This is a genomic window from Pseudomonas sp. B21-032 (assembly GCF_024748965.1).
Taxonomy (GTDB): Bacteria; Pseudomonadota; Gammaproteobacteria; order Pseudomonadales; family Pseudomonadaceae; genus Aquipseudomonas.
Map to the genome: position 1 here is coordinate 3,823,445 of NZ_CP087180.1, position 17,938 is coordinate 3,841,382.

Below are 17,938 nucleotides of genomic sequence, written 5' to 3' on the forward strand. Positions count from 1 at the left end.
GCATCAACCGATCAGGCCTGACGCCTCCTCGGCGGTCTTGACCACGTCATGGCAGGGACGGCACAGGGTCTGCCAGTTGCTCCGATCCCAGAACAGCTTCATGTCGCCTCTGTGCGGGATGATATGGTCGACGACTGAGCCTTCAGTTACCCGCCCTTCGCGCTGGCAGTACACGCACAGCGGGTGAGCTTCTAGCCAGGCAGCCCGCGCCTTCTGCCACTTGTACCCATACCCGCGTTGCGCGGCTGTGCCCTTGGTTGATCGCCATGAGTCAGAGTTCACCGAGGCAAGCCGGGACGGCTGCGCCTGCATGGGGGGCTTGAGGGAGGTGAGCCTGGCCATCAGCTGAAGGGGTCGGCAGGTTTGGCAATCGAGCGCACGAACCACATGAAGCCCTGCTGCAGGTTGGTCTTGGCCAGAGCCAGCAGGCGTGGGTCGACCCCCTCAATCTGCCCGATCTGCTTGAACAGCTCGCCGGCATCAGCCTCCAGGGCCTTGATCGAATTCATGCCGTCGATCTCGCTCTGGCTAAGGTCGCGGTAGCCGGTGATTTTCTTGTGCTGGTTGTCCATGGTGAACCTCTGGTTGGACGCGCCACGAAATGGCGCTTCTTGAATTCGTGGCGCAGCTCTGGAGGCCCGCCGCTTACTCGCCGCTCCATCCCATCAGCTTGAGCTGACCATCAATGTCGGCGAGCTCTTTCCTGAAGTGATCTGCCAGCGGCTCCACAACAGCAGCCAGAACAGTCGGCACCTGATAGTCACCAGTAATCATCAGCGAGACACCGGAACCACTCAGAACGGTGTCCAGGCGACGCTGCACTTGGTCGCGCGTGAAGAACAGGCTGTTTGCTGTAGCAATCTGCTTTCGATTCATTGGTCAGCCCTGCGCCTTGCGCGACAGGAAAAGGTCCGAGTAGCCGCGCAGTTTCTCCACACCCATGAAGCCGACAGCACCGCCGGCGAAGGTGGCCATGCCCTGCGGCAGGCCCATCCATTCGAGCAGCGGCACCAAGGCCAGGGTGATGAGGCCGCACAAGGCGCCCTCCAAGAACATCTGTCGCCGCGTCCCGCCGCCGTACACAACACGCAGCGCAGCGATAACAACGGACAGGCCAGCGGCATATAGCTGTGGCTGATGGGCGATCACCCAGGCGATCAAGGCGGCCCAGAGGCCGGGGTCTTTCTCTGGCATATGGGCCATCTCGATTCCTCCCTTTCGGGGAGCGGAAATGAAAAAGCCCGCACTTGGCGGGCTTGACTCAAAAACAAAAAACCCCGCAATCGCGGGGTTAAATGATCTCAGAAGGCTTTAGGCAGCAGGCTTGAAGAAAGGTAGTTCACTCCAAGCGAATTAAGAGTAGCCAGCAGGGACGAAACAAGGGCTTTTACCATAAACAAACTCCATTCCACGCTCTGTGCCGCCGTGGTCGGCATATTCAAAAGAAGGCTCGATGAAAAACTGAGACCAACCAAAAGAACGAATGCCAGGAGGAACCCAAGTACCTTGACGGGTCGTGAAGCCGCCGACCTGCTACCTGCATCAGCGGACACTGTAGCCGCTGCTGCCTAAAACCTTCTGAAGATGCAATTACTGATAACGCGCAGAAATGACATCATGGGTAAATAATCGGCCATGCGGCCATTTGATGTCAAGCGGCATTTTTCATCGCGAGCCCTTCGTAGTCGAGAATCACGGCGGCAGCCTCAAGCGCTTCAGTCACCATCTCCTCAAGCAGGTCTTCAATGCCCTTCTTCCAGCGGCGTCGAGTGCGTTCCGGTCGGGCCTCCGGGTCCCAGCGGTTGATATCGTAGAATTCTACTGGCAGCACGATCATGTCGCTGGAGCGCTTACCATCGGCACCTTTCAGCTTTGGAATTGCCCAGGCCGTCACCGCACTGACAATGAACAGGCTTGGCGCATGCGATGCCACCAGTGGTTGCAGGCGGCCAATTGACTGGACCTTGCGACCTTTGTGGGTGCTGAACTTCGCAACCAGGACATCCCAGTGTCGCGGCTTCAACAGGCTGTGCAGCCGAGCGAATACCCAGCAGTCAGCATCCATGCGGGTAACTCCGCCCTGCTCCACCGACCGGCTCAATGTCGCCAGGTCGTGCCCATCTTCGCTGCCGGGCTGATACAGCTCCTGCCAGGCCTGCTTGCTTGTATTGTCGATCGCCTCCGCTGCGAGAGCCGAAACGACCGCCGCCAGTACACTGCTATAGATCATGTCCTTCCCCTCAATCCCCGGTGTAGTTGATGCCCCCGGCGCCCAGCCGGTTGCCTTCCTGATAAATCGCCTCCGGCCCAACGGCCCGAGGTTGTTTCAATTCGTTGATCTGTCGCTGTGCGGCCTGCAGGCGCAGGCTCAATTGGGTGACCAGCTCATCCACTGGCAGCGCTTCCCCCGTCGCGGTAGCCACCCAGCCCGAGGCGTTGCATTGCACGCAGGCCAGGTCATGGAACACACCCCTGATCACCGCTTTGCCGTGGCAGGCCGGGCACTGATCCAGCTCCACCGCCTGCTTGCCAAAGGCCGGTCCGTGGCTATTTCTCATCCTCGGTAACCAGTCTTGCGCAGGGCCAGCACGGCACCCTCGAGGGCGCCTCCACCGGCAACGATCAAGATGAAAAGCAGCGCGCTCCAGCCCGTGAAACCCATGAGCCAGGCAACGAGCAGCGCCAGGATGGTGGATGCGTGCTGGCAGACGCTGATGCTCGGAGCAAACGGGTCTTTGGTCATTTCGAAACCTCGCTATTAACAATTTTCGGATTTGCCTTGCAGGCCACGTCGCTCAAGGGCTGCACAGGGTTTTGCGAATCTTCATATTGGGCGCCTGTCAGGTTGTGAACCGCATTGAATCCGCGTTCATCTAACCAGGCGTGCCACTTCTCCAACGCGGCCAGACGCTGCTCCCGGGCCTGGGTGTTGATGTACGTGGAGGCGATCTTGCCCAGCGAGTGATTCAGCAGCATCTCGCCGATGTGACCGTCGATGCCCAGGTCAGTCCAGGCAGTGCGGGCGACCTTGCGCAGGTCATGGCTAGTCCACTCGCCCTGGCCCAGACGGGTGAACACGGCGCTGGCCTGACCCTCGCTCAGGGCCCGGCCACGCCGCGACGGGAACAGGTAGATGCCCTCATAGCCCTGGGCGGTCTGAGCAGCGCGGTATCGGCTCAGCATGGCCTTGGTCTGGTTCGTCAGCGGCAGCCGGTGCTCGGTTCGGGTCTTGGTGTGCTCGGCCGGAATGAACCACTCGCTGTCGGCCATCGAGATATCGGACCAGCGCGCCAGGCGGGTCTCACCCACCCGGGTACCGTGGCACAGCATCATCAGCGCAAGCATGGCCTCGCCGGGCTCGCTGTCGAACAGGCCGGCCAGCATGGGTACCAGCTCGACCAGGTGCACGCCACGCAGCCGGGCAGGCTTGGGCATGATCCGGGCCTTGGTGAAGTCGACGAACTTCAGCGCGGCCATGGGGTTGGTATCGATCAGCCCCAGCTTATGGGCCTGACGGAACGCGACGACCAGCAGGCCGAACAGTTGGCGCACGTAGGACAGAGAAAGCACTTCCTGCGCGGGCCACATCAACAGCTTGTCCAACTCAGGTGCCGACAGGGCCCGAATCGGCAGATCGGCCAGCCGTGGCTTCAGGTGGCACGCAATGGCCGACTTGGCGCCGGTCTTGCGCTTGGCCGACAGCGAGCGGTCGCGGCTCATACGGTCGCTGTACCAGTCGAGCAACTGGCCAACGGTGGACAGGCCGCCCAAAGCAACGGCGGCGTCTGGATCACGGAGCAGGCGCTGACGCAGCGCAGGCAGCTCGGCCAGCACCGCGGCGGCGCCCAGCTCAGGATAACGGGCGATCTGGTTCCAGGCCTTGCCCTTGACCAGGTACCACGACCCGCGCTGCCGGTCCTGGCCGAAACGCAGGTACAGGCCGGGGTGACGCGGGTCGCGCAAGTCGTGCACGGCAGGGTCGGCGGCCTGCCGGCGAATCTCGGCGTCGGTGAACTTCACAGCGCGGGTCTTGCTCATGCCGCCGCCCTCGTCTGCGGCTGCAGCAGGTAGGCGCGGATCGCTTCAATCGCATCGATGGCACCGCGGCACACGATGGCCAGATAGCCCTGTTCGAGCAGCGCTTGGATGCAGGCGTCCTGGCTCGGCGACACGGCGGCGTCGTATGGCGGCTTCGCCTTGAATTCGATGTACAGCCCGAAGTACCCGCCGCGCGCCATCGGCAGCACCAAGTCAGGGATACCGGCCTTCACACCCTGGGCCTTGAGTTTGGCGGCGACCGCCTTCACCCGGTGCCCGCCATTCGGGACGTGATAGGTCAGCTTGTAGGCCTCAGGGAAGCGCAACTTCAGCTCCTGCATCAGCGAGGCCTGCTCCAGGCCTTCACGGTCTACCGGCTTGGCGCGGGTCTTCTTGCCGGGGAAGAGTGGTGGCGGATTTCGAGTCGGAGGTTTCTGGCTATTCATGCGGCAATCACCCCCTCGCGGATCAGCAGGGCCTGGGTGCGCATGACGCCCTCGGCGTGATACTGGCGCGCGGTCTCGCGATCAACGATGTTGCTGCGTCCATCGCAGGCGTCGTGGCAGGCGCTGCAGGCATGGGCGCCCTGCAGGTCGTTCGGCTTCATGCCGACGCCACAGGTGCCGGCCATGCGGTAATGGGCCAGCACGGTAGTGCCGGGATCGCCGTTGCAGACGCCCGGAATGCGCACCTGGCATTCCCGGCCACGCGCTGCTTTGGTCAACTTGCTCTGCTTCATGCTCGGTCGTCCTTGTTGAGGTCGATGACGGTGAAAGTGGCGGGCCACATTTGCAGGCCATGCAAGGTCGCCGACTGTTCGTCGCGATACAGGCCCACAGGCGGATGTGGCTCGGAGGTGAGGTCGAGCAGATGGCCACAGGCGTACAGAGCCCAGTGGTACTCGGTGAGTTCGGGCTTGATCAGCATCGGATCGATCATGTCCGGGCGCCTCGCAACGCTCGCAATGCGGCCAATGCTTCACGGGCTACCTCTGGCGTGGAGCGCGTTGGGGCATGCAGCGTAATTGCCAGCGGCATGGCTTGAAGAGGTTGGCCGGCAAGGACGCGGCGGACCGCAATGGCATAGTTCCGCTCGAAGAGCTTCAAGCTCAAGTCGGCAGCCAGACGGTTCAGATTCTCGAAACCGCACTCTTTGGCGGCATGCCAGACAGCGTCATGCGACCAGTTGCCCTGCCCGGCCATTCCCGGGTGAGCATTGCGGCAGGCTTCGCGATAGGCCTTGGCGAGCGGTGGAAGCCCGAGCATTTCAGGCGACGGCTTGCACCACTCGATGAACTGGCCAGGGCTGGGAATGAAGTCACCGGGTTGTTTGCGGGCCTGTGCCATGCCGAACGCGACCTGGCCCTGGCTGCAAATTCCCTCTTCGAGAAACGCCTGGTACCACTGGCGCTTCGCCGCCTGGTAAGTCTCCTTGTCCGGCCAGGCCTGACGCCATGCAGACCGAATCGAACGAAGCTCCTTGAACAGATCGTTGATCGCCGCGACTAGCGTGCTGCGGTCTTCACTGTCGCGAGGCTGCTGATCGCGGGTGGTAGCCGGGATAAATTCGCCAGCCTTGGCATCGGACCACAGCCCCTGAGCAATCACGGATACGCTCTTCACAATTGCACCTCCGGCACCCACTGATCGTCGTCGGCATCGAAGTCGTCGACTGGTGCGCCCTTTGGCCTGAATTGCGTGACATTGGAGGCGGCCGCCCGGGCCTTATCGGTGATCACCCACTTGACCAGCATCTGCACCCACTCGGCCTGGGTGTTCACTTGGCCGCGAGCTTGGTAGTGGGCGGTGAAAGCACGGCGCACTTCCTCGGTGAACAGGGTCAACGCCACGCCGCTGTGCACGGCATAGGTCTTCAGCAGCTTGGCATCTGGCGCCCAAGCCAGGGTCATCTCGCCAGGCATGCGAGGGTCGACAGGCTCGTGCGCAGAGAGAGGGTCTTCATTCTTCTCTACATCTTCTTTAGGTAACGCGCCGCTAACGCTAGCAGCGTTACCTTTTGCGTTAGCAGCCTTGTGGCTGGCTACGCGCTTTGCCGTGAGAAGCCTATTTTTAGCGGTCTTGCCGTTGTGACGCTCGAAGTGAGGCAGGGTAATAACCCCCTCAGCTTCAACCATCCAGCCGACCGACTTCATGTGCTCGCAGAAGCCGATAACGCCGACCAAGCGATCCAGTAACTTTTTGCTAACGCTGGGAGCGTTACCTTTTTCGGTTTGCTGATCGAACCAGCCCCATACGCGCATCAGCTTTCCAACCACCGCGTCGAGATCGATGTCGGCCAGGTCTGCGATCTGGCAGACTTCAGGCTTGTCCAGGGTGGTCAGTTCAAACTTGATCCAGTCGCCAGCCATCACACGCCCTCCAGCAGAAGCTCAGCCAAGCGGGCAATGCCCTTCGGCGTCACCAGCACATCAAAGGCGGCGCGCTCTACGCCGGTTTCAGCATCAGGCTTGAGGCCGGTCACCTTGTGCTTCATCAGGCCGGCAGTGATGCGCGGCTGATAAGCTATCCAGCGGCGAGAGCCCTTGCGACGGAAGATCCAGCGGTGCTGCTCCAGCCAGTCGAATAGCTTGGATGGCGACAACTGCAGGTGCTTGGCGGCGTCGGTGATGCAGATGGCGCCACCGGCGGCAGCCAGGCGCTTGATGGCCGCGACCTTCGGCGCCTGCTGCTCAACCACTTTTTGCAACTGCAAATTCTGCTCGGCCTGGTCAGCGGCAACACGCAGCGCCTCAGCGAAGGTGGTCGGGATTTGGAACTGGCCAACCACCCTGCCCTCCAGCTCCTGCCAGCGATCGATGATCTTCGCGCGCAGCTTGGCGTTGTAGCCGGATACCAGCACGAAGGTGTCACGCTGGCCGAGCAGGAACTCCGGGTAGGACTGGCCGTTCTGCGGGTGGGTGTATGGGGTCTCCTCAGATTTGAGGACACCCTGCTTTACCAGTGCGCGGGCATCCCGCAGCACGTTGTCGTGGGCCTTGCCGGTCAGCTCGGCGACCTCCCGAGACGACATGACCTGACGCGACAGGTTTGGCGAATTGTCGAAAACTGACGCGCTGGGCTTGGTGTTGCTTGCATCGACTGCAGTGTGCATAATCGACCTCACGTTGTTTTGAAGAAGCCGCCCTGCCAGGCGGTTTTTTTTCGCCTGCAGTTCCAGTACTGGATGGATTCGCAGGTGTTTTGGTCATCTACTGGCGCAGTGCCAGGATCGGGATACTTCGTTTCGCAATCAGGCGGCGTCTTTGTTTCCATCCGCTGGCGGGAAAGCGTCATCCAGCAAGCAAGCGGCACCGAGCGCATTGAGCGCAGCCACAATCAGCCGGGCTTCTTCAAGGCCTGGGCTTCGACGCCCGGCCTCATAATTTGCGAGGCGCGACTGGTTCCAGTTGAGTTGCCGCCGCAAAGCGGCCTGGCTGATTCGCGCCCCCTCTCGAATCTTTCGAACGTTGTTCATAGGGGTTCCTCATTAACGTACGCTCAGGATAAACACGTATCGTGTTAATGACAATCACGAATAGTGAAAGGAAGGTATTTCATAACGTGATTACAATCACGCCTATGAAAGAGACCCTTGGACAGCGCATCAAAAGGCACCGAAAGGCTGCCGGACTTTCACAGGCGGCCCTGGCAGCAGCGTGCGGCTGGAAGTCCCAATCCCGTGTCGGGAACTATGAAACGGACACCCGGGAGCCCACCCTTGCCGATCTAAGCCTGATCGCCAAGGCGGTTGGCGTAGAGGCGTCCGAGCTCATTCTCGACTTCAAACCGAAGACCGAAGCTGAAGCAATGCCGGCAACAAAGGTGGAAGCAAACGCGACTTACCTGGGCCCCATTGACGTATGGGATGACGACACGCCATTGGATGGAGATGAGGTTTACGTGCCTTACCTCAAAGAAGTTGAGCTTTCAGCAGGCCAAGGTAGAACGGTCATCGAGCAGTCACAGTCTCGCAGGTTGCGATTTGGCAAGCTGACACTGCGGCGCCAAAACGTGCAGCCAAGTGAAGCCGTCTGTGTCACCGTTGGCGGCAATAGCATGGAGCCTGTTCTTCCCGACGGAAGTACTGTCGGGGTCGATCAAGGCTCAACATCAATCGTTGACGGCAAGATGTACGCGATAAACCACGGCGGGCAATTACGGGTGAAGACCCTTTACCGCCTGCCTGGTGGCGGTATCAGGATGCGCAGCTTTAATCGCGATGAACACCCCGATGAGGAGTACACCGCAGAGGAGATGATCGCAAAAGAGATCATTGTTCTCGGTAAGGTGTTCTGGTCCTCAGTGCTCTGGTAGCGCCCCACTCAACACCCTGAAGCCCGGCCAAGTGCCGGGCTTTTTGTTGCCTTCGAAAAAAATAATCACGTTACGTGTTGACTTGAATAAACACGTTGCGTGATATTAGCGCCATGCCGGATCACCACCGGCCAGCAACGAAGGCAGCGATGGACAGGCCTCAACAGTCCAGAGGGTTGGCAACTGACCCAGGCGTGCAGCGTAAAGCGCCAAGAACAGTTATCCGGCGGACCAGGGTCGCGGCCGGAGAGAACAATTCGAAGATTGCCAAAGACCGACGCCAGTAGCGGGTCGCGGCAGATTTCACTGGCTGGCCTTGGCGACAGGGCCAGACGGGAAATCAACCAGAGGAACACCCCATGTTCGGTATCGGAAAGAAACTGTTCGGCGCCAAGCGCGCAGTCAAGAAACTGGAAAATCGCGACCTGATGCAAGCCATCGTCGGCGGCTGCCTGCTGGTCGCCGCGGCAGATGGCGAGATCAGCAAGAACGAAGCGGCGCAGATCGACATCCAGATCCGCGCCAACAAGAACCTGGAGCACTTCGGCCAGGAAATCACCACCACGGTAAACCTGTTCACCGAGCAACTGCAGGCCGGTTTCCGCCTGGGTCGCATGAACATCATGCGTGAGATCGCAGACATCAAAAACAACCCACTCGATGCTGAGGAGGTGTTCGTAAACATGATCACCGTGGCGGAAGGCGACGGCAACATCAGCGCCGAAGAACTGAAGGTGCTGGCCGAGATCGGCACCCAGTTGGGGCTGCGCCTCAAAGACTTCGGGATCGAAGCTTGAAGCGCAAGCGCTTAGGCCTGGCAGCAGTAGCAGGCATCGGCGCGATGGCTCTGGCCATTAGCGCTGCCGCCAACTGGGCATCCTGCTCTTGGTACGGCTATCAGACCGAGCGCCAAACCCGCTTCGCACCCTACGTCGGCTGCATGGTGAAAACCGGCGCCTCCTGGGTGCCGCGCAGCGAGCTGCGCACTCAGCAGTAACAACCAGCGCCACGTCAGCCTGACGTTAACTGCCCGATCACCTGGTTCCCCATCACCAGGCTGCATCGGAGTGTGATCTGAATGCGCAGGCTGATGCGCAAACCTAGTCTCGTTGGCGAGCTACTGAGGCATCAGAGAGTTAGGCCGCCAAGCCGGAGATCAGCGCCGGCAGATCACACCCCAATGCAGCCAACACCCGAGGTTACTCATCATGGAAACGATCACCAGCGGCTCCTGGAAGGGCTTCCTCGGGCGCGGCCTGGCTCCGCGTGAACTTGAAGCACTGCTTGCAGTAGCTCAGGGCATGACAGCCAAAGAGATTGCCCGCCTGATGCAGATCACCCCGGGCACCGTGGCCAACCGAATCGAAAACGCGATGTACAAGCTCGGCGTTCACCGCCGTGCGGCCCTGGTCGCCGAAGCCATGAAGCGCCAGATCATCAGCCCGATGTGCATCCTGCTGGTCGGGTTGATGGCTATGCACGCTGTCACGGGCGACACCGACCCGATGCGCCGCGACCGCCGTGTGCCAGAGCGCCGCATTGCCCAAGTTCGAATCATCCGCAAGGCCGAATCCTTCGACCTGCACGCCTGACACCCACCCCGAGGAGTTCACCATGCACCCAGCCATGCAGCAGCGCGTGGACGGCCTGGCCGCCCTGCGCGAACGCACCATCCTGGCCACCGCTGACTTCTACGCCAAGATCGGCCTTCCCGCTCCAACGACCGAGCCGCGGTACAAGGCCGTAGCCAAGGGCAAGGCGTGGCACATCGTCGACGTGGAGACCGGCAAGACGCGCTGCTTCTGCTTCACCTACAAGGCAGCCCTGCGGTTTGTTGATGCTCTGGAGGCAGCTGCGACGCGCAAGCTGGTGGGGCGGCAATGATCGGCGGCCCTATCCCCAATGAGCGCCAGCAGGTGCTGGATCAGCTCAGCGCCAGCATTGACCAGTTCTTTGCAGGTGGTGGGCAGCCAGTCGAATTGCCCGCGTTCGAATACTGCCCTCGCCGGCCGCACCACAGCAGCCATAACGCCGAAGGCGACTCAACCGCCCGGGCTGCTGCCACGCAGAAGCGCCAACTGGTAGAGCGCGCGAGGGTGGCGGCGAAGACCATGACCCTCGACGAAGCCTATCGCTCCCTCGGCATCAGTCGCACGGAGCTGCACCGTCTTGCCAAAGAGGCCGGGATCTTCTTCCAGAGCTGCGACAAAGAGCGCCAGCGGCGCGAAGTTGCCCGCCAGGCCAAAGCCGAAGAAAAGGCCAAGCTGGTCGAGCTGATCAGGGCGAACAGCGGCATCGGCCTGAGCCGGAACTTCGTTGCCAAGAAACTCGGCATCAGCAACCACTACCTGGTACGCCTGGCCGAGGAAAACGGAATCGACTTTCCGCGCTGGAGCGACAGGCCTTGAAACGCATGAACCGCGTCCGGCACGGCCGGCGCCAGCAATGGATCAACTTGCCGCCCAGCGGCTTGCGAGGTATCGGCAATGGCCGAGAAGAAGACAGGGGCAGCCAAGCACTCGGCGGACTACCGCGACAGAAAGAAGGCCGAAGCAGAACGCTTTGGCATCGAGCGGATGCAAGTGGAGATGGCTGCCGGAACGCGGGTGGGAATGGAGGGAGCGATGAAAACCCACGGCTACACCCAACTACAGGAGCTACTGCAGAACCTGCACCGGTCGTTCCTGGCAGCCTCGCCGCAAGAGCAGGCGCGCCGACTGCAACAACCTGACGCGCCAGCTTTTGAGATATCACCAAAGCTAGCGCGACAGTTTGATCAAGCCAGTCGGGCCGAGCTGAAACGCGATCCTGGCGACGAGATCATCAGCCCCAATTAGGGAAGTTTTGTTCTGCAAATTTCTGCCACTTCGAATGAGCAGATGAGATTGCTCTTTCGAGCTCTCTTACCACCTCAAGATAATCGTCTTCTGATTTTTCGTGCTCAGTCACATATTCCTGAAGCTTACTGATTGCAGCCGGTATCGCCGCGGAAAGCTTGTTTGCTTCATCAATTACTTTCAAGTCGACCATTTTCTATCCTTGATCCGGCCCCATGCCGGTCACCCGTAATACCCCATCCAAAACCAAATTGCCACCATGCCGCATCCGGCCACGGAGGGCGGCGCATGCATGGAGAAAGCCATGAGCGATACCGAAGCCAGCCCAAGCCTGGCAACCGGCCACCCGATGACCACGGACACCTGGTCGGACTTCGTCACCCGCCTTCGCCACCACTGCAACGGCCAGGGCGTGAAGTGGCACCACACGGCATGCGCGCTGTTTACCGTGCAGCAGAAGCGCATCGACTACGGCTATGACCCTGACTACGCGGAGGGGCTGGTGGTGTGCTTGGAAGACAGCAGCTGGTTCAGCCCCGAGGAATACTGGTCAGATCTCGACGAGGAAGAGCAGGAAGAGCTGAATCGGGTGGTGCAGGCCAGAAACGAGTGCGATTTTCTGGAGCTTGATGCCGATGACCAATGGGAAGTCCTGGGCGAACACGACGACCACACCGTCACTGGCTGGAACAAGCGCTGGGAAATCGTGAACAGCCACTTCACCAAGGAAGCGGCCGAAGCGTTCATTCGCCGAAAGCAGCACGACTATCCCGAGCTGCGGGTTTATGTAGAGTCGCAGTACTACGCCTGGGAGTTCGAAGCGATCAAGGCCGCCATCCTCGACGGCACGCTTACCTACCAGCCAAAGCCTGCAGCTGACGACGCCGCTACCGACTGACCCTCCCACGCTGCCCGCCAGCGCCTCCCCACTTCAACGAATCACGCCACCCCGGCAAGGAACGCTCCTCGCACGAAAAGATGACGCCCTTTGAGGCAATGGCTCAGCTCAATTTTGACCTGAGGGAGCACCCATCGCTGCAGCCATTAACTCACCACGCCAAGGCTTGATAAAATCATTCAATGAGCCATGAGGATCATCGACAAACCCGGCATCGAGCATCGGCTCAAGAAAGTGTGAGTACTCCGCAGAAAATAATGCTGAATACCAGAGCGAAAGCCTCTCACTCTCAGTCATCTGAACCCGAAGTGCATTTAGCGCGAACCTTTTAAAATCCGGTGGCAAAGTCGAGCCACGCATAATGTAATCCAATACAAGAAAGGCTGAATCAAGATATTGACCCACACCACCCCAACACCTTCTCCTCCACGAGCGAAACTCCATTCTTAGCTCGCCGTACACTTCTACGCATTGAAGATCTTGCGCCTTCCTGGCTGCCGTCGACAGAATCATGCGCAAATCACTCGCCGCGGAATGTTGCGCCTGCAGGCCAACATGTGTTTCGAATTCAGAAACGGTGGCGCCAGAAACAACAATTGCAGAGCGCTCAACGGCATTTCCCATCAGACTTAACAACTGAAACAACCGTTGCTCCGCCAGCTGTTCTCGATGCCGAATCTCACTTCTCTCTTCCGCACCTACACCAAACTTAACATTATAAAGAACAGCCACGAACGCCATAAATGAAAGAACTGGATTAAGAACACCACCAAAGTAGTCACCAAACTGACCCCATTTCTCCTGATCCACCACTATGTGAGCCGAAAAATAATTAACGTACATTGAAGCCACTAAAACTATCAGTGATAACGCCACGCCCCCCGCACCAAGCAAGAAAACATGAAACTTGTTTTTGATCACCACTTTCTCTCCCAGGTTTCGCACTTAACACCAGAACTATAGCCGCGAGGTATCCCCATGCCCACAGAAAACCGATCCAGCAACACCGAACAGATGGTCAGCGTGCCGCGTGAACTGGCCGAAAGCATCGCGAACCCGCGTAATGGCTTTGCCCTGGGAGATTCGCGGGAGCAACTGCGCGCCCTTCTCGCCCAGCCAGCCGCCCAGCACCAGGGCGAGCCAATCCTGATACAAGCGGTGGCAGTCACCCGTGCGGATGCCGATGAAGGCCTGCGCCTGGAGTGGCTGCTTGAAGGTGGAATCGCTGAAATGGAATTCCCTGGCCAGGTTCTATTCGCTCTGCCAACTGCCAACGACCTGTGCGACGAAGACGGAAGCGCCGAAATCTTCCTCCACCCTCCAAGCTCCGGCGGCTTTAGCGCCGGCGACATGGCCGACCAGGGTGCCAAGGCGTTCGCTGCGCGTGATCCGGAAGTTAAGGCGCTGCGCTCTGCCCTGCAGTTCTACGCCGATCGAGACCACTTCTCGGAAGACATGGGCGGCGATTGGGACAACGTGAGCGGCGAGCCAGCGAACATCCTCTGGCATGAGTCCGAGGCATGGTTTGTTGAAGACGGCTCTATCGCACGGGCAGCTCTGTCTGGCAGCGCTGTGCCGCCTGTTGAATACGGTCCAACCCCAGGCTGCAAGCAGTGCGAAGAGGCAGAGGCCTGCGGGCTTACCGATTGCCCGGAGTGCGACGCTCAGCTGAGCGAAGACGTAAATGGCAACGGCGTGCGGCCCGATGCCTGACTCTCACCAATTGAGTACATTTGTACTCTTTCCGCTTTAACCCCTCTCCCCTCTATTGAACAGCCGCTATATGGCGGCAAGGACGAAGTCATGCCTGCTGAAAACCAAGCCCCAGATTTTGAACTCAACGGCAGCCAGCCTGCTCGGCCGCTTCTCCTTTGCTTCCAGGTCGGCGACTGCGATTGGGTGGCAGCCACCAACGAAGAGGAGGCGCGGCGCGTACTGGCCGAAATGAACGGCGATGACCCTTCCGATTACGCGGATTGGGACGTTGAGCTGACCAGCGAGAGCATGCTCGACAAGCAATGGGTCGATGAGGATCCACCACACGCGGAGTGCGGCTGCCTTCGCCAGTGGCTGGAAGAAGCCACAGAGCCCTCTTACCTGATTGGCACCGAGGGCTGACCATGACCCGCCTCGCCCTCTGCCTCCTGCTGCTGGCCACCGGCGCCAGCGCAGGCGACCTACCGTCCGGTGTCTGGTCCTTCGAGGATAAGCCGCGCGGTGTCGTCTGCTACGTCATGAACTCGCTAGGCAACAACGCAATCAGCTGCGTGAAAGTCTGGCTGCCGCAAGTGGCCGGCACCGAACGCCAGCTCTCCCCGCACGAACAAGACACCCCTACCCCTGCAAAGGCGCCAGTGCGCTGGAATGAAGAGAGGTATGAGCTGTGAAGCTGACCGACAAACAGCAGGGTGTTCTCGATGCCCTTCGCGAGGTTTCCCGCACAAACGTGCTCCGATACCGAAACAAAACGCCGTACCTCTATGAGCAAGACTGCAAAAAGCTTGCGCGCGGCGACCAAGCCTGCGCCTTCGGCCTGGGCGGGTTGAGCTACCAGGTGGGTGCCCGCCTCGACCTCTCCGCTGCATCTGTGCTCAGCACGTTCAAAGCCCTTGAGCGCAAAGGCCTTGTTCTGCGCGAAGCCAGCTACCCCGAGCATCACCGCCCGCGCTACTGGTGGCCGGTGGGTTTCGCTGCCGAGATGGCTGCCGAACTGCTTCCCGCTGAAGGACTGACACCATGATCCTCCTACCCATCGCCGCCCCGCTCTACATGGCCTGGATGATCTGGAAGGGGCCGAGGCCATGACAGAGATCAGCCTTCACCACGGCGACTGCCTGGAGGTGATGAAGTCGATACCCAGCGCCAGCGTTGACCTGGTGCTGGCTGACCTGCCCTACGGCACCACCCAGTGCGCCTGGGATGTGATCATCCCTTTCGCGCCACTGTGGCAGCAGTACTTGAGGATCGCGAAGCCAGAGGCAGCCATTGTGCTCTGCGCGGCCCAGCCGTTCGCATCGATGGTCATCGCCAGTAACCCAGCCGACTACCGCTACGAATGGATCTGGGAGAAAGGCAACGCAACCGGATTTCTCAACGCCAAAAAGCAGCCGCTGCGCGCCCACGAAAGCGCCCAGGTCTTCTATCGGCGCCAGCCCGTGTATAACCCGCAGATGACCAGAGGCCACGAGCGGCGGACAGCCAAGCGCAAGACAGTCAATTCGGAATGCTACGGCAAGGCCCTGTCGCTCACCGAGTACGACTCGACAGAGCGGTACCCAAGATCGGTGCAGTTCTTCTCGAGCGACAAGCAAACGGCGAACTACCACCCCACTCAGAAGCCCGTCAGCTGGATGCGCTTTCTGGTCGCCACCTACACCAACCCGGGCCAGGTGGTGCTCGACAACACAATGGGCAGCGGCACAACCGGCGTCGCGTGCATCCAGCTCGGCCGGCAGTTCATCGGCATCGAGCAAGACCAGGACCATTTCGGTACCGCGCAACAGCGCATCGCTGACGCCATCACCACCCGGGACACCCCGGTACCGCAGATCGATCTCTTCGAAGCGATCGCCTAACCCCTCCCCACCTCTGCCGCCATGCGCGGCGTGGAGAAAATCATGAAAAGAGAACTGATCAAGATCAGTGAATTCCAGCGCCGAAAATGGGGCGAGAACGGCACTCCGCTCTGCTCCCAAGCCATTCGCAATTACCTGCGCAACCGCAAGCTGCCCGGCGAGCGCATTGGGAAAATCTGGTACGTTGACTGGTCTGCCTACCAACGGACCACCGGCAATCCGCTGGTCGACATGGTGCTGAAAGGAGCTGCGTGATGGTTCCTCGACCAAGGAACAAGGCCAACAAGGGCCTGCCCCAAAACCTCTACTTCGACGCGCGCCGGGGCACATACCGCTACCGGCGCCCCACAGACGGGAAGTGGTTCCAGTTCGGCGCCGACCGCGGCAACGCTATCGACGCTGCCTCGCAACTAAATACCACCTTCCTGCGCGGCGGCGACCTGGTGGCCGCTGTCCTGGGCGAAACCACAGTCACCACCGCCGAGTTCCTGGATACCTACGAGCGGGACGTACTGCCGCCCCGGGAGCTGGCAAAGGCAACGCTCGACCTGTACGCAGTCAGGTTCAAGCAAGTCAGGGCTGCCCTCGGCGAGCGGCCGGTGGACCAAATCACCATCCGCATGGTCGCTGAGTTCCTGGAGCCACTGACGGCCCGCGCCAGCAACCAGGCCCGGGCAATCCTCATCGATGTGTTCAATCACGCTGCGGCGAAGGGGCTGTGCCCGGACAACCCGGCGGCCAGCACCATCCCCAAGATCGAGAAGAAGCAGCGCAAGCGCCACACCGTCGAAGGCCTCAAGGCCATCCGCGAGAAGTCCCCGCGCTGGCTGCAGAACGCGATCGACCTGGCGTTGATCACCGCACAGCGCCGCGGCGACATCCTCAACATGAAGTTTGAAGATGCGCGAGACGGGTTCCTGTACGTGGTCCAGAGCAAGACCGAGAAAGCATCTGACGCAGGTTGGCTGAAAATCAAGATCACCGACCAACTGGGCGAAGTGCTGACCAGGTGCCGGGACGACATCCTGTCGCCGTATCTGGTGCACCGCCGGCCGGAAAGAAAGAAGAAACGCGAAGGGAAAGATCACTGGACGAAGGTGGACGAGAGGTTTCTCACCCGGGCCTTCAAGGATGCGAGAGATGCCGCCGGCTGCTACAGCGACCTCAAAGAGGAGGAGATGCCGGGGTTTCATGAGGTGCGCGCCCTATCCCTTCACCTGTACAAACGAGCAGGCAAAGATGGGCAGAAGATCGCCGGGCATGCTACCGAGGGCATGACCAGGAACTACCAGAAAGGGCACGAAGATGTGGTGTGGTCCGAGGTCGAAGCTGACCTGGATATCGGCGATTTCGCCGGGTAGTTTTGCGCGAGTTTTGCGCATGTTTTGCGCGGGCACAAAAAAGCCGGTTCAGATAACCGGCTTAACTGCCTGATTTTACTCAGTAAATAATGGTCGGGACGGAGTGATTCGAACACTCGACCCCTTGCACCCCATGCAAGTGCGCTACCGGGCTGCGCTACGCCCCGACTGGGCTTGAAGCATGTTCCCCTGGTTGCTGAGAACGTTGAAGAATGTACCCTAACCTTTTGAATTATGGAAGCATTTTTTCCAAAATTCCGGGCCCGATAAGGGTTACTTCTTCAGCACCACCAAGACGTCTTCCAACTCGGCAATCATCTGCCGGATCAGTTGCTTGTACTGGGTGGTGTCGTCCTTGGCTTCGTCGCCAGAGAGGCGCAGGCGCGCCCCGCCGATGGTGAAGCCTTGGTCGTACAGCAGCGCGCGGATCTGGCGGATCATCAGCACGTCCTGGCGCTGATAGTACCGCCGGTTGCCGCGGCGCTTTACCGGGTTGAGTTGCGGGAATTCCTGCTCCCAGTAGCGGAGCACGTGCGGTTTTACCGCGCAAAGCTCGCTCACTTCACCAATGGTGAAGTAGCGTTTGCCTGGAATCGGCGGAAGCTCGTCGTTATGACTTGGTTCCAGCATAGGCCTCAACTCGGGCTTTCAACTTCTGCCCTGGACGAAAGGTGACGACCCGACGCGCCGTGATCGGGATTTCTTCCCCGGTCTTGGGGTTGCGGCCCGGCCGCTGGCGCTTGTCGCGCAGGTCGAAATTGCCGAATCCGGACAATTTGACCTGCTCGTTGTCTTCAAGAGCGTGCCTGATTTCCTCAAAGAACAGCTCGACCAATTCCTTGGCCTCGCGCTTGTTCAGGCCCAGCTCCTCGTACAGCCGTTCGGCCATCTCAGCTTTCGTCAGAGCACCCATACG

The 17,938-nt window shown here is 60.1% G+C and carries 34 protein-coding genes and 1 tRNA gene; 15 read left to right on the forward strand and 20 right to left on the reverse strand.

Annotation, left to right across the window (positions count from 1 at the left end; translation table 11 throughout):
• Window positions 1-3: 3 nt before the first annotated feature.
• The 15 genes from LOY54_RS17545 to LOY54_RS17615 all read right to left on the reverse strand — a co-directional run bounded on the left by LOY54_RS17545 (window position 4) and on the right by LOY54_RS17615 (window position 7,512).
• Entirely contained in the window at window positions 4-342 is a 339-nt protein-coding gene (locus tag LOY54_RS17545) for an HNH endonuclease (protein ID WP_258607402.1), read from the reverse strand.
• Entirely contained in the window at window positions 342-572 is a 231-nt protein-coding gene (locus LOY54_RS17550) for a hypothetical protein (RefSeq protein ID WP_083333958.1), read from the reverse strand. The genes LOY54_RS17545 and LOY54_RS17550 overlap by 1 nt, the downstream gene beginning before the upstream one ends.
• Window positions 573-645: 73 nt before the next feature.
• A complete protein-coding gene (locus LOY54_RS17555; protein ID WP_258607403.1) occupies window positions 646-876 on the reverse strand; it encodes a hypothetical protein in 231 nt (76 codons plus the stop codon).
• Between the two features lie 3 nt (window positions 877-879).
• Window positions 880-1,203 (reverse strand): phage holin, lambda family, encoded by a 324-nt coding sequence (locus LOY54_RS17560; protein WP_258607404.1) that lies wholly within the window; start codon window positions 1,201-1,203, stop codon window positions 880-882.
• A gap of 448 nt (window positions 1,204-1,651) precedes the next feature.
• Window positions 1,652-2,230 (reverse strand): hypothetical protein, encoded by a 579-nt coding sequence (locus tag LOY54_RS17565; protein WP_258607405.1) that lies wholly within the window; start codon window positions 2,228-2,230, stop codon window positions 1,652-1,654.
• 10 nt (window positions 2,231-2,240) lie between these two features.
• Window positions 2,241-2,558, reverse strand: coding sequence for a hypothetical protein (locus tag LOY54_RS17570; protein WP_258607407.1), 318 nt, complete (start codon window positions 2,556-2,558; stop codon window positions 2,241-2,243).
• The gene (locus LOY54_RS17575; RefSeq protein WP_258607408.1) at window positions 2,555-2,743 is read right to left on the reverse strand and encodes a hypothetical protein; all 189 of its coding nucleotides are present in this window, start codon (window positions 2,741-2,743) and stop codon (window positions 2,555-2,557) included. The genes LOY54_RS17570 and LOY54_RS17575 overlap by 4 nt, the downstream gene beginning before the upstream one ends.
• Entirely contained in the window at window positions 2,740-4,038 is a 1,299-nt protein-coding gene (locus LOY54_RS17580; RefSeq protein ID WP_258607409.1) for a site-specific integrase, read from the reverse strand. Before LOY54_RS17580 ends, LOY54_RS17575 begins: the two co-directional genes overlap by 4 nt.
• Window positions 4,035-4,484: a VRR-NUC domain-containing protein gene (locus LOY54_RS17585; protein ID WP_258607410.1), complete on the reverse strand. Its 450-nt coding sequence runs from the start codon at window positions 4,482-4,484 to the stop codon at window positions 4,035-4,037. Before LOY54_RS17585 ends, LOY54_RS17580 begins: the two co-directional genes overlap by 4 nt.
• Entirely contained in the window at window positions 4,481-4,777 is a 297-nt protein-coding gene (locus LOY54_RS17590; protein ID WP_258607411.1) for a DUF1364 domain-containing protein, read from the reverse strand. The genes LOY54_RS17585 and LOY54_RS17590 overlap by 4 nt, the downstream gene beginning before the upstream one ends.
• Window positions 4,774-4,977 carry a hypothetical protein gene (locus tag LOY54_RS17595; RefSeq protein ID WP_258607412.1) on the reverse strand — a complete coding sequence of 68 codons (204 nt, stop codon included), beginning with the start codon at window positions 4,975-4,977 and terminating at the stop codon, window positions 4,774-4,776. Before LOY54_RS17595 ends, LOY54_RS17590 begins: the two co-directional genes overlap by 4 nt.
• Window positions 4,974-5,660, reverse strand: a complete 687-nt coding sequence (locus LOY54_RS17600; protein ID WP_258607413.1) for a replication protein P — start codon at window positions 5,658-5,660, stop codon at window positions 4,974-4,976. Before LOY54_RS17600 ends, LOY54_RS17595 begins: the two co-directional genes overlap by 4 nt.
• Entirely contained in the window at window positions 5,657-6,406 is a 750-nt protein-coding gene (locus tag LOY54_RS17605; protein WP_258607414.1) for a DnaT-like ssDNA-binding domain-containing protein, read from the reverse strand. Before LOY54_RS17605 ends, LOY54_RS17600 begins: the two co-directional genes overlap by 4 nt.
• Window positions 6,406-7,068 carry a Rha family transcriptional regulator gene (locus LOY54_RS17610; protein WP_258607415.1) on the reverse strand — a complete coding sequence of 221 codons (663 nt, stop codon included), beginning with the start codon at window positions 7,066-7,068 and terminating at the stop codon, window positions 6,406-6,408. The genes LOY54_RS17605 and LOY54_RS17610 overlap by 1 nt, the downstream gene beginning before the upstream one ends.
• Window positions 7,069-7,287: 219 nt before the next feature.
• Entirely contained in the window at window positions 7,288-7,512 is a 225-nt protein-coding gene (locus tag LOY54_RS17615; protein WP_115086271.1) for a helix-turn-helix transcriptional regulator, read from the reverse strand.
• 104 nt (window positions 7,513-7,616) lie between these two features.
• Here LOY54_RS17615 and LOY54_RS17620 point away from each other — a divergent pair, with 104 nt between their 5' ends.
• The 7 genes from LOY54_RS17620 (at window position 7,617) to LOY54_RS17650 (ending at window position 11,188) form a co-directional block, all read left to right on the forward strand.
• Complete coding sequence (locus LOY54_RS17620; RefSeq protein WP_115086270.1) at window positions 7,617-8,351, forward strand: helix-turn-helix transcriptional regulator; 735 nt, start codon at window positions 7,617-7,619, stop codon at window positions 8,349-8,351.
• 359 nt (window positions 8,352-8,710) lie between these two features.
• Entirely contained in the window at window positions 8,711-9,148 is a 438-nt protein-coding gene (locus tag LOY54_RS17625) for a tellurite resistance TerB family protein (protein WP_258607416.1), read from the forward strand.
• Window positions 9,145-9,348, forward strand: coding sequence for a hypothetical protein (locus tag LOY54_RS17630; protein ID WP_258607418.1), 204 nt, complete (start codon window positions 9,145-9,147; stop codon window positions 9,346-9,348). Before LOY54_RS17625 ends, LOY54_RS17630 begins: the two co-directional genes overlap by 4 nt.
• 211 nt (window positions 9,349-9,559) lie before the next feature.
• Entirely contained in the window at window positions 9,560-9,943 is a 384-nt protein-coding gene (locus LOY54_RS17635; protein WP_115086267.1) for a response regulator transcription factor, read from the forward strand.
• 22 nt (window positions 9,944-9,965) lie between these two features.
• Window positions 9,966-10,235 carry a hypothetical protein gene (locus tag LOY54_RS17640; RefSeq protein ID WP_115086266.1) on the forward strand — a complete coding sequence of 90 codons (270 nt, stop codon included), beginning with the start codon at window positions 9,966-9,968 and terminating at the stop codon, window positions 10,233-10,235.
• Window positions 10,232-10,759 carry a hypothetical protein gene (locus LOY54_RS17645; RefSeq protein ID WP_258607421.1) on the forward strand — a complete coding sequence of 176 codons (528 nt, stop codon included), beginning with the start codon at window positions 10,232-10,234 and terminating at the stop codon, window positions 10,757-10,759. Before LOY54_RS17640 ends, LOY54_RS17645 begins: the two co-directional genes overlap by 4 nt.
• A gap of 78 nt (window positions 10,760-10,837) precedes the next feature.
• Window positions 10,838-11,188, forward strand: a complete 351-nt coding sequence (locus tag LOY54_RS17650) for a hypothetical protein (protein WP_258607422.1) — start codon at window positions 10,838-10,840, stop codon at window positions 11,186-11,188.
• Here the strand turns inward: LOY54_RS17650 and LOY54_RS17655 are convergent.
• On the reverse strand, window positions 11,175-11,381 hold the full coding sequence (locus tag LOY54_RS17655) for a hypothetical protein (protein WP_258607423.1): 207 nt from the start codon (window positions 11,379-11,381) through the stop codon (window positions 11,175-11,177). The two genes, LOY54_RS17650 and LOY54_RS17655, sit on opposite strands and share 14 nt — an antisense overlap.
• Before the next feature lie 111 nt (window positions 11,382-11,492).
• On the opposite strand from LOY54_RS17655, the gene LOY54_RS17660 reads away from it, so the two are divergent.
• Window positions 11,493-12,086 (forward strand): hypothetical protein, encoded by a 594-nt coding sequence (locus tag LOY54_RS17660; protein WP_258607424.1) that lies wholly within the window; start codon window positions 11,493-11,495, stop codon window positions 12,084-12,086.
• 108 nt (window positions 12,087-12,194) lie between these two features.
• Here LOY54_RS17660 and LOY54_RS17665 read toward each other — a convergent pair whose 3' ends face one another.
• Window positions 12,195-13,007 carry a hypothetical protein gene (locus LOY54_RS17665; protein WP_258607425.1) on the reverse strand — a complete coding sequence of 271 codons (813 nt, stop codon included), beginning with the start codon at window positions 13,005-13,007 and terminating at the stop codon, window positions 12,195-12,197.
• Between the two features lie 57 nt (window positions 13,008-13,064).
• Between LOY54_RS17665 and LOY54_RS17670 the strand changes: the two genes are divergently transcribed.
• From LOY54_RS17670 to LOY54_RS17700, 7 genes are all read left to right on the forward strand, one after another.
• A complete protein-coding gene (locus LOY54_RS17670) occupies window positions 13,065-13,799 on the forward strand; it encodes a hypothetical protein (RefSeq protein WP_258607426.1) in 735 nt (244 codons plus the stop codon).
• 90 nt (window positions 13,800-13,889) lie between these two features.
• Entirely contained in the window at window positions 13,890-14,204 is a 315-nt protein-coding gene (locus LOY54_RS17675; protein WP_258607427.1) for a hypothetical protein, read from the forward strand.
• 2 nt (window positions 14,205-14,206) lie between these two features.
• Window positions 14,207-14,473 carry a hypothetical protein gene (locus tag LOY54_RS17680; protein ID WP_258607429.1) on the forward strand — a complete coding sequence of 89 codons (267 nt, stop codon included), beginning with the start codon at window positions 14,207-14,209 and terminating at the stop codon, window positions 14,471-14,473.
• Complete coding sequence (locus tag LOY54_RS17685; RefSeq protein WP_258607430.1) at window positions 14,470-14,826, forward strand: hypothetical protein; 357 nt, start codon at window positions 14,470-14,472, stop codon at window positions 14,824-14,826. Before LOY54_RS17680 ends, LOY54_RS17685 begins: the two co-directional genes overlap by 4 nt.
• A gap of 61 nt (window positions 14,827-14,887) precedes the next feature.
• Window positions 14,888-15,661, forward strand: a complete 774-nt coding sequence (locus LOY54_RS17690) for a site-specific DNA-methyltransferase (protein WP_258607431.1) — start codon at window positions 14,888-14,890, stop codon at window positions 15,659-15,661.
• Window positions 15,662-15,703: 42 nt separating this feature from the next.
• A complete protein-coding gene (locus LOY54_RS17695) occupies window positions 15,704-15,916 on the forward strand; it encodes a hypothetical protein (RefSeq protein WP_258607432.1) in 213 nt (70 codons plus the stop codon).
• Entirely contained in the window at window positions 15,916-17,022 is a 1,107-nt protein-coding gene (locus tag LOY54_RS17700; protein WP_258607433.1) for a phage integrase Arm DNA-binding domain-containing protein, read from the forward strand. Before LOY54_RS17695 ends, LOY54_RS17700 begins: the two co-directional genes overlap by 1 nt.
• 90 nt (window positions 17,023-17,112) lie before the next feature.
• Here LOY54_RS17700 and LOY54_RS17705 read toward each other — a convergent pair.
• The 3 genes from LOY54_RS17705 to ihfA all read right to left on the reverse strand — a co-directional run bounded on the left by LOY54_RS17705 (window position 17,113) and on the right by ihfA (window position 17,935).
• Window positions 17,113-17,189, reverse strand: a tRNA-Pro gene (locus LOY54_RS17705).
• 106 nt (window positions 17,190-17,295) lie between these two features.
• Complete coding sequence (locus LOY54_RS17710; RefSeq protein WP_038994582.1) at window positions 17,296-17,652, reverse strand: MerR family transcriptional regulator; 357 nt, start codon at window positions 17,650-17,652, stop codon at window positions 17,296-17,298.
• Complete coding sequence (gene ihfA, locus LOY54_RS17715; RefSeq protein ID WP_002553164.1) at window positions 17,633-17,935, reverse strand: integration host factor subunit alpha; 303 nt, start codon at window positions 17,933-17,935, stop codon at window positions 17,633-17,635. The genes LOY54_RS17710 and ihfA overlap by 20 nt, the downstream gene beginning before the upstream one ends.
• Between the last annotated feature and the right edge of the window lie 3 nt (window positions 17,936-17,938).

Excerpts from the sequence above, each read along its gene's own strand:
- LOY54_RS17545 (WP_258607402.1), bottom strand. The coding sequence starts at position 342 with ATGGCCAGGCTCACCTCCCTCAAGCCCCCCATGCAGGCGCAGCCGTCC.
- LOY54_RS17550 (WP_083333958.1), bottom strand. The coding sequence starts at position 572 with ATGGACAACCAGCACAAGAAAATCACCGGCTACCGCGACCTTAGCCAG.
- LOY54_RS17555 (WP_258607403.1), bottom strand. The coding sequence starts at position 876 with ATGAATCGAAAGCAGATTGCTACAGCAAACAGCCTGTTCTTCACGCGC.
- LOY54_RS17560 (WP_258607404.1), bottom strand. The coding sequence starts at position 1,203 with ATGGCCCATATGCCAGAGAAAGACCCCGGCCTCTGGGCCGCCTTGATC.
- LOY54_RS17565 (WP_258607405.1), bottom strand. The coding sequence starts at position 2,230 with ATGATCTATAGCAGTGTACTGGCGGCGGTCGTTTCGGCTCTCGCAGCG.
- LOY54_RS17570 (WP_258607407.1), bottom strand. The coding sequence starts at position 2,558 with ATGAGAAATAGCCACGGACCGGCCTTTGGCAAGCAGGCGGTGGAGCTG.
- LOY54_RS17575 (WP_258607408.1), bottom strand. The coding sequence starts at position 2,743 with ATGACCAAAGACCCGTTTGCTCCGAGCATCAGCGTCTGCCAGCACGCA.
- LOY54_RS17580 (WP_258607409.1), bottom strand. The coding sequence starts at position 4,038 with ATGAGCAAGACCCGCGCTGTGAAGTTCACCGACGCCGAGATTCGCCGG.
- LOY54_RS17585 (WP_258607410.1), bottom strand. The coding sequence starts at position 4,484 with ATGAATAGCCAGAAACCTCCGACTCGAAATCCGCCACCACTCTTCCCC.
- LOY54_RS17590 (WP_258607411.1), bottom strand. The coding sequence starts at position 4,777 with ATGAAGCAGAGCAAGTTGACCAAAGCAGCGCGTGGCCGGGAATGCCAG.
- LOY54_RS17595 (WP_258607412.1), bottom strand. The coding sequence starts at position 4,977 with ATGATCGATCCGATGCTGATCAAGCCCGAACTCACCGAGTACCACTGG.
- LOY54_RS17605 (WP_258607414.1), bottom strand. The coding sequence starts at position 6,406 with ATGGCTGGCGACTGGATCAAGTTTGAACTGACCACCCTGGACAAGCCT.
- LOY54_RS17610 (WP_258607415.1), bottom strand. The coding sequence starts at position 7,068 with ATGTCGTCTCGGGAGGTCGCCGAGCTGACCGGCAAGGCCCACGACAAC.
- LOY54_RS17615 (WP_115086271.1), bottom strand. The coding sequence starts at position 7,512 with ATGAACAACGTTCGAAAGATTCGAGAGGGGGCGCGAATCAGCCAGGCC.
- LOY54_RS17620 (WP_115086270.1), top strand. The coding sequence starts at position 7,617 with ATGAAAGAGACCCTTGGACAGCGCATCAAAAGGCACCGAAAGGCTGCC.
- LOY54_RS17625 (WP_258607416.1), top strand. The coding sequence starts at position 8,711 with ATGTTCGGTATCGGAAAGAAACTGTTCGGCGCCAAGCGCGCAGTCAAG.
- LOY54_RS17635 (WP_115086267.1), top strand. The coding sequence starts at position 9,560 with ATGGAAACGATCACCAGCGGCTCCTGGAAGGGCTTCCTCGGGCGCGGC.
- LOY54_RS17640 (WP_115086266.1), top strand. The coding sequence starts at position 9,966 with ATGCACCCAGCCATGCAGCAGCGCGTGGACGGCCTGGCCGCCCTGCGC.
- LOY54_RS17645 (WP_258607421.1), top strand. The coding sequence starts at position 10,232 with ATGATCGGCGGCCCTATCCCCAATGAGCGCCAGCAGGTGCTGGATCAG.
- LOY54_RS17650 (WP_258607422.1), top strand. The coding sequence starts at position 10,838 with ATGGCCGAGAAGAAGACAGGGGCAGCCAAGCACTCGGCGGACTACCGC.
- LOY54_RS17655 (WP_258607423.1), bottom strand. The coding sequence starts at position 11,381 with ATGGTCGACTTGAAAGTAATTGATGAAGCAAACAAGCTTTCCGCGGCG.
- LOY54_RS17660 (WP_258607424.1), top strand. The coding sequence starts at position 11,493 with ATGAGCGATACCGAAGCCAGCCCAAGCCTGGCAACCGGCCACCCGATG.
- LOY54_RS17670 (WP_258607426.1), top strand. The coding sequence starts at position 13,065 with ATGCCCACAGAAAACCGATCCAGCAACACCGAACAGATGGTCAGCGTG.
- LOY54_RS17675 (WP_258607427.1), top strand. The coding sequence starts at position 13,890 with ATGCCTGCTGAAAACCAAGCCCCAGATTTTGAACTCAACGGCAGCCAG.
- LOY54_RS17680 (WP_258607429.1), top strand. The coding sequence starts at position 14,207 with ATGACCCGCCTCGCCCTCTGCCTCCTGCTGCTGGCCACCGGCGCCAGC.
- LOY54_RS17690 (WP_258607431.1), top strand. The coding sequence starts at position 14,888 with ATGACAGAGATCAGCCTTCACCACGGCGACTGCCTGGAGGTGATGAAG.
- LOY54_RS17695 (WP_258607432.1), top strand. The coding sequence starts at position 15,704 with ATGAAAAGAGAACTGATCAAGATCAGTGAATTCCAGCGCCGAAAATGG.
- LOY54_RS17700 (WP_258607433.1), top strand. The coding sequence starts at position 15,916 with ATGGTTCCTCGACCAAGGAACAAGGCCAACAAGGGCCTGCCCCAAAAC.
- LOY54_RS17710 (WP_038994582.1), bottom strand. The coding sequence starts at position 17,652 with ATGCTGGAACCAAGTCATAACGACGAGCTTCCGCCGATTCCAGGCAAA.
- ihfA (WP_002553164.1), bottom strand. The coding sequence starts at position 17,935 with ATGGGTGCTCTGACGAAAGCTGAGATGGCCGAACGGCTGTACGAGGAG.